Here is a 6,466-nt window from a genome sequence, read left to right on the forward strand (position 1 = left end):
CGTGTAACCAGGGGGAGACCATGAAATCATTAGCTGTAGGTGTGGCCGCCGTGGCCGCAATCGGGGCGGCTGCCGCCGGTGTGACGTCCATCGCATCCGGTACCCCGGCCGCATGTCAGGTGCAGCTGGTGGCCGTCGGCGCACCGTTGCCGCTGGACCCGGCACCGACCCCGACTCCGGCCGCAGCGGCAAACCTTCCGACCGCCGCCCAGTTGACCGGCCTGCTCAACACCCTGGCCGACCCTACTGTTTCGTTCACGAGCAAGGGCAATTTGGTTGAGGGCGGCATCGGCGGGACGGAGGCGCGAATCGCCGACCATGAGCTGAAGAAAGCGGACAAGAACGGCGACCTGCCGTTGTCGTTCAGCGTGGCGAATATCCAGCCCGCGGCCGACAACTCAGCCACCGCGGACGTGTCTGTCTCGGGCCCGAAGCTGTCGCCGCCGGTTACGCAGAACCTCACTTTCGTCAACCAGGGCAGTTGGGTGCTGTCGCGCGACTCGGCGATGGAGCTGCTGCGCGCCGCGGGGAGCTGACCGCTATACGTTCAGGGCGGTCAGGTCGACTTTGCCGATGCGCTGCGGGTCGGCCAGCACGTCGATCGCGGAAATCCGTCCGTCGCGCACCACGAATCCCATGATGGCCGATGGTCGACCCGAGACGAAGATGACCGCGCCGGCGGCGCCGTTGACGGTGGCGGCACGTACTTCGCGCTCCGGCCCCGCATAACTGCGGGCCAGTTTCGCCACCGCGTTCGCGCCCTCGGCACGGAACACGGCGGCGCCGGGTCCGAAGTCGCCGCGCAACACCACGTCCGGATTCAATACCGAGACCAGTCGGTCGAAATCGCCGCCGCGCCCTGCCGCGAAAAAGGCGTCGACGGCCTCATGCTGGGCGGCGAGGTCGCCGTCGGGAACCGGATCTGCCTGCTGGATGCGCCGTCGCGCGCGGCTGGCCAGCTTCCGGGTCGTCTCGGGTGATCGGTCGACGATGGGTGCGATCTGGTCGAACGGAACAGCGAAGACGTCATGCAGGACGAACGCCAGTCGCTCCGGCGGTGACAAGGTGTCTAGCACCACGAACAACGCCAGGCCCACCGCATCGGCCAGCATCGCCTCGTGTTCGGGGTCGAACTCCCCTTCGGAGTCCACGATCGGATCCGGCAGCCGCGATACCAGCTCCTCGCCGCCGTGCGTGCGGCGCTCGCGCAGCATGTTTAGGCAGATCCGCGCTACCACGGTGGTGAGCCACGCGTCCAGGTTGGCGATATCCCCGTCGCCGTCGGTGCTGCGGCTCAATCGCAGCCAGGCTTCCTGAACCGCGTCCTCGGCATCGTCGATCGAGCCCAGCATTCGGTAGGCCATCGCACCCAGCCGGGGTCGGGCTGCCTGGAAACGCGCCGTCAGCGCCGTATCCGCAATCATGCTTCGCGCGCGTCGGGCAGCGCGCACACCCTGTCTCCGGAGAAGCCCGAAGACCCAATGTCCAGCGCGATGTTGAATCGGGCACGAAGGTTGCCCAGCGTGATGATGTGCGTGAGTCCGACCAGTTGCGCCGTGTCGAAGTGGGCGCGCAGGGCGTCGAACAACTCATCGCTGACCTCGACGGGCGTGCGGCTGATCGCCGTGGCGTACTGCAGGATCAGCTTGTCGACGTCGGAGAAGCACGAGGCGTTCTCGTAATCTGCCAGCGCGAGCAATTCCTCGTCGGTCAAACCCATCTCCCGGGCGATCTGCGACCCAAGGTCGATGCAATATTCGCAGCGGACCGTGGTCGCTGATTTCAGTTCGGCCAGCGCGCGCTGGCGGGGACTGAGAATGTCCAGTTTCGATTCGGCCTGTTCCAGCTTTCCGTAGGCGCTGAGCAATCTGGGGATGTGGGCATACATTCGCAGCGGTTCAAGCATGTCGGCGGTCTCGAGTCCGGTCATCTGCGCCAGCTTGCGCTTGGTGAAGTAGAAGGCGATCTTGGCGCCCAGGCCGGCCTCGCGGTCGGAGACTCCGGTTAGTCGTGGCATGGCGTCCCTCCTGAATGTGTCCTCACTAGATCGACACCCGGGGGCACGCAAACGTGACCGGCTACCTCGGCGGGCCCGGTCGCATGTCCATGTCGAACACCCGTGCGTGCAGCACGGTGCGGTTACGCAGGGCGGCACGCACTGCCCGGTGCAGACCGTCCTCGAGATAGGTGACGCCTCGCCACTTCACCGCATGCGGGAACAGGTCGCCGTAGAACGTCGAGTCCTCGGAAAGCAAGCGGTCCAGGGCGAGCACGGTCGTCGTCGTGACCAGTTCGTCGAGCCGGATCTGTTGTGGCGGAATCTGCGACCAGTCGCGGTAACTGAGCCCGTGTTCGGGGTACGGCTTGCCCTCACGGACGCCTTTAAAAATCATCGGTGGTTCGTTTCTGACGCGTCGCGCAGGCCCGACGGGATCATGCTGGAGAGGCTAGCCGGAAACCGGCGACCACAAGCATCCGAGCGTCCGCCAATCCGTGGAGCGCTCGCTCCAAGATGACGTGCTCTGCTCCTAACCAGCACTCATGTCCGCCTACGGCAGGTGTCGACTAGCGGAATGCGCATATTCGACAGGATTCGACGGGATTCGACGGGATTCGACGGTAGAAGCCAGATGTGATGGGTCGTGCGGGGCCGACTACGCAGCTTGACGGGCGGTGGCTTCTGAGACCGTAAAATGATCAGGTCAAGGAGGTGACGGTCGATGGGCAACGCCGATGAGCGTCGGTTTGAGGTGCTGCGCGCCATCGTTGCCGACTTCGTCGCCACCCAGGAGCCCATCGGCTCAAAGTCCCTGGTAGAACGTCACAACCTGGGTGTATCCAGCGCCACCGTCCGCAACGACATGGCGGTGCTGGAGGCCGAGGGCTACATCACCCAGCCGCACACCAGCTCCGGGCGGGTTCCGACGGAAAAGGGCTACCGCGAGTTCGTCGACCGGCTCGATGACGTCAAGCCACTCTCGGCCGCCGAGCGGCGGGCGATCCAGGGCTTTCTAGAGTCCGGTGTCGACCTCGACGACGGGTTGCGCCGCGCGGGTCGCCTGCTGGCGCAATTGACCCGGCAGGTCGCGGTGGTGCAGGACCCGACGTTGTCGACTTCGACCGTTCGCCATCTGGAAGTGATCGCGCTGACCCCGGCCCGGCTGCTGATGGTGGTCATCACCGAATCCGGCCGGGTGGATCAGCGCATTGTCGAACTCGGCGACGTCATCGACGACCACCAGCTGTCGCAGCTGCGCGAGATACTCGGCCAGGCGCTGGAAGGCAAGAAGCTCGCGGCGGCCTCGGCGGCGGTCGCCGACCTCGCCGGCCAGCTGCGCGGCGCCGGTGGCTTGGGCGACGCGGTCGGCCGCTCGGCGACGGTGTTGCTGGAATCGTTGGTGGAACATACCGAGGAGCGCCTGCTGCTGGGCGGCACCGCCAACCTGACCCGCAACGCCGCCGACTTCGGCGGGTCGCTGCGTTCCATCCTGGAAGCTCTTGAAGAGCAGGTCGTGGTGCTGCGGCTGCTGGCGGCCCAACAGGAGGCCGGCAAGGTGACGGTGCGCATCGGCCATGAAACGGAGGCCGAGCAGATGGCCGGCACGTCGATGGTGTCCACGGCCTATGGCACCCTCGACACCGTCTACGGCGGCATGGGCGTGCTGGGGCCCACGCGTATGGACTATCCGGGAACTATGGCGAGTGTTGCCGCGGTTGCCATGTATATCGGTGAAGTGCTAGGTGCTCGATGACCGCGCACCCGTTGCATAGTTTGTGGACAGCCGCATAGAAGCGGCATAAGACCCCGCATAGGAGAGCCAATCGTGGCACGCGATTACTACGGGCTGCTCGGCGTCAGTAAAAGCGCCGGCGATGCGGAGATCAAACGCGCCTATCGCAAGCTGGCGCGCGAGCTGCATCCCGATGTCAATCCCGATGAGGTCGCCCAGGCGAAATTCAAGGAAATCAGCATTGCCTACGAGGTGCTGAGCGACCCCGAAAAGCGCCGCATCGTCGATCTGGGCGGCGACCCTCTGGAAAGCGCGGGTGCAGCCGCGGGCGGGTTCGCGGGATTTGGCGGTCTGGGCGACGTCTTCGAGGCGTTCTTCGGTGGCGGCTTCGGCGGGGGTGCGGCTTCGCGCGGTCCGGTCGGCCGGGTTCGGCCGGGTTCGGATTCGCTGCTGCGGATGCGCCTGGATCTCGAAGAGTGCGCAACCGGTGTCACCAAGCAGGTCACCGTCGACACCGCGGTGCTGTGCGACCGGTGCCAGGGCAAGGGCACCCACGGCGATTCCGCACCGATTCCGTGCGACACCTGCGGTGGCCGCGGAGAGGTGCAGACCGTGCAGCGTTCGCTGCTGGGTCAGATGTTGACGTCGCGGCCTTGTCCCACCTGTCGTGGTGTCGGCGTCGTCATCCCCGACCCGTGCCACCAATGCATGGGCGACGGCCGGGTGCGGGCCCGTCGGGATATCAGCGTCAAGATCCCCGCCGGTGTCGGCGACGGAATGCGGGTGCGGCTGGCCGCGCAGGGCGAGGTCGGGCCCGGGGGAGGGCCGGCCGGTGACTTGTACGTCGAGGTCCACGAGCAGGCCCACGACATCTTCGTGCGCCAAGGCGACGACCTGCACTGCACGGTCTCGGTGCCGATGGTCGACGCGGCACTGGGTGTCACGGTCACCGTGGACGCCATCCTGGACGGCATGAGCGAGATCGTCATTCCGCCTGGCACACAACCGGGTTCGACCATCACGCTGCGCGGCCACGGGATGCCGCATCTGCGTTCCACTGCCCGCGGTGATCTGCACATCCACATCGAGGTGGTCGTCCCCGCCCGGCTGGACAACCACGACACCGAGCTGCTGCGCCAACTGAAAGACCGGCGCACCCGCGATGTGGCCGAGGTCCGCTCGACACACGCCGCCGGCGGCGGGCTGTTCAGCCGGCTGCGCGAAACTTTCACCGGGCGCTAGCTTTCGAGGCCCCGCACATGGTGGCGACGCTGTTCTATGTCGATGAATTGCCCGACATCGGTGCGGTGGCGGCCGTAGCCGGCGACGAAGGTTTTCACGCCGCCACCGTGCGGCGGATCCGACCCGGCGAGCAGCTGGTGCTGGGCGACGGCGCCGGTGGACTGGCCCGCTGCGTGGTAGAGCGCGCCGGGCGCGACGGGTTGGGTGCCCGGGTGCTCGAACGCTGGAGCGTCGCAGCGGGGCGGCCGTCGGTGACGGTAGTGCAGGCGCTGCCCAAATCCGAACGCTCCGAATTGGCAATCGAATTGGCTACCGAAGCCGGCGCCGATGCGTTCGTAGCGTGGCAGGCGGAGCGCTGCGTGGCAATCTGGGACGGGGCGCGTGCCGACAAGGGGTTGCGCCGGTGGCGAGCGGTGGTGCGCTCGGCGGCCCGGCAATCGCGTCGGGCGCACATCCCGCCGGTCGACGGGGTGCTCTCCACCGCGGCGCTGACCCGGCTCGTGCGTGCCGAGGTGGCCGTCGGCGCGACGGTGCTGGCCTTGCACGAGTCGGCCACCGAGCGGATTGCGGATACCGCTGTGGCGCAAGCTAATTCGCTGACACTGGTGGTCGGACCCGAGGGTGGGATCACGCCGGACGAGCTTGCCGAGTTGACCGACGCCGGTGCCGTTGCGGTCCGCCTGGGCCCGACCGTGCTGCGGACGTCGACCGCGGCCGCGGTGGCGCTGGGAGCGTTAGGCGTGCTGACGTCGCGTTGGGACAACGACAGGAGCGGACTCGATGGGTAGCAGCGTCCCCGATCTAAGTGCAATTTTCGACGAGCACGTCGCCAACGAGTTCGTCGCCAAGGATCTCGCGGCCACCATGACGACAATGACCGCAGAGCCGTTCGTCAATCACGTGCCCACCATGGCGGGCGGTGTTGGCGCCGACGCGGTCGCCGACTTCTATGGCAAGTACTTCATCGGGCACTGGCCCGATGACACCAAGATCGTCCCGGTCTCTCGCACCGTCGGTGCCGATCGCGTCGTCGACGAGATGATCATGTCTTTCACGCACGATATCGCGATGCCGACCTTCCTTCCCGGGATCGCACCCACCGGTCGTGCAGTGCAGTTGCCGGTGGTCGTCGTCATGGGGTTCGAGGCGGACAAGGTTGCCTACGAACGGATCTACTGGGATCAAGCGTCACTGCTGGTGCAAGTTGGCCTGCTGGACGAGACGCTGTTGCCGGTCACCGGTGCGGCTCAGGCCCGCAAAGTGCTCGATAAGGACCTGCCCTCGAATACGCTGCTACGGCAGTGATATTCGCGCCCGCAACTCTGTGCGAGCCCTTCAGAGCAGGCCAAGCAGCTTCAGGTCGGTGGCGTATTTGACGATGATCGGCGCTGTGATTTGTGGAATGTCCTCGGTGGGGCCGATTTTCGCTTGTCGCACCGCGGCGCGGAACCGGTCGTTCGGCGCGCTGGCGCCGCAGGTGGGGGGTGGGGGGT

The 6,466-nt window shown here is 66.5% G+C and carries 9 protein-coding genes; 5 read left to right on the forward strand and 4 right to left on the reverse strand.

The window, feature by feature from the left end:
- Nucleotides 1–20 precede the first annotated feature (20 nt).
- Nucleotides 21–536 (forward strand): hypothetical protein, encoded by a 516-nt coding sequence (locus tag MSIMFI_RS15740; RefSeq protein WP_191497893.1) that lies wholly within the window; start codon nt 21–23, stop codon nt 534–536.
- Between the two features lie 3 nt (nt 537–539).
- Here MSIMFI_RS15740 and MSIMFI_RS15745 read toward each other — a convergent pair whose 3' ends face one another.
- From MSIMFI_RS15745 to MSIMFI_RS15755, 3 genes are all read right to left on the reverse strand, one after another.
- The gene (locus MSIMFI_RS15745; protein ID WP_191497894.1) at nt 540–1,424 is read right to left on the reverse strand and encodes a sigma-70 family RNA polymerase sigma factor; all 885 of its coding nucleotides are present in this window, start codon (nt 1,422–1,424) and stop codon (nt 540–542) included.
- On the reverse strand, nt 1,421–2,017 hold the full coding sequence (locus MSIMFI_RS15750) for a carboxymuconolactone decarboxylase family protein (RefSeq protein ID WP_186243825.1): 597 nt from the start codon (nt 2,015–2,017) through the stop codon (nt 1,421–1,423). Before MSIMFI_RS15750 ends, MSIMFI_RS15745 begins: the two co-directional genes overlap by 4 nt.
- 61 nt (nt 2,018–2,078) lie before the next feature.
- Nucleotides 2,079–2,393 (reverse strand): type II toxin-antitoxin system VapB family antitoxin, encoded by a 315-nt coding sequence (locus MSIMFI_RS15755; RefSeq protein ID WP_186243824.1) that lies wholly within the window; start codon nt 2,391–2,393, stop codon nt 2,079–2,081.
- 327 nt (nt 2,394–2,720) lie between these two features.
- On the opposite strand from MSIMFI_RS15755, the gene hrcA reads away from it, so the two are divergent.
- From hrcA to MSIMFI_RS15775, 4 genes are all read left to right on the forward strand, one after another.
- The gene (hrcA, locus tag MSIMFI_RS15760) at nt 2,721–3,752 is read left to right on the forward strand and encodes a heat-inducible transcriptional repressor HrcA (RefSeq protein ID WP_191497895.1); all 1,032 of its coding nucleotides are present in this window, start codon (nt 2,721–2,723) and stop codon (nt 3,750–3,752) included.
- A 72-nt stretch (nt 3,753–3,824) separates the two neighbouring features.
- Nucleotides 3,825–4,973 carry a molecular chaperone DnaJ gene (gene dnaJ / locus MSIMFI_RS15765; RefSeq protein ID WP_191497896.1) on the forward strand — a complete coding sequence of 383 codons (1,149 nt, stop codon included), beginning with the start codon at nt 3,825–3,827 and terminating at the stop codon, nt 4,971–4,973.
- A 17-nt stretch (nt 4,974–4,990) separates the two neighbouring features.
- Nucleotides 4,991–5,761, forward strand: a complete 771-nt coding sequence (locus MSIMFI_RS15770; RefSeq protein WP_191497897.1) for a 16S rRNA (uracil(1498)-N(3))-methyltransferase — start codon at nt 4,991–4,993, stop codon at nt 5,759–5,761.
- On the forward strand, nt 5,754–6,278 hold the full coding sequence (locus tag MSIMFI_RS15775) for a nuclear transport factor 2 family protein (protein ID WP_191497898.1): 525 nt from the start codon (nt 5,754–5,756) through the stop codon (nt 6,276–6,278). The genes MSIMFI_RS15770 and MSIMFI_RS15775 overlap by 8 nt, the downstream gene beginning before the upstream one ends.
- Nucleotides 6,279–6,308: 30 nt before the next feature.
- Here the strand turns inward: MSIMFI_RS15775 and MSIMFI_RS29695 are convergent.
- On the reverse strand, nt 6,309–6,466 hold a 158-nt coding region (locus tag MSIMFI_RS29695), incomplete at its 5' end, for a hypothetical protein (RefSeq protein ID WP_396820238.1).

It is taken from the genome of Mycobacterium simulans, from assembly GCF_900232995.1.
GTDB lineage: Bacteria > Actinomycetota > Actinomycetes > Mycobacteriales > Mycobacteriaceae > Mycobacterium > Mycobacterium simulans.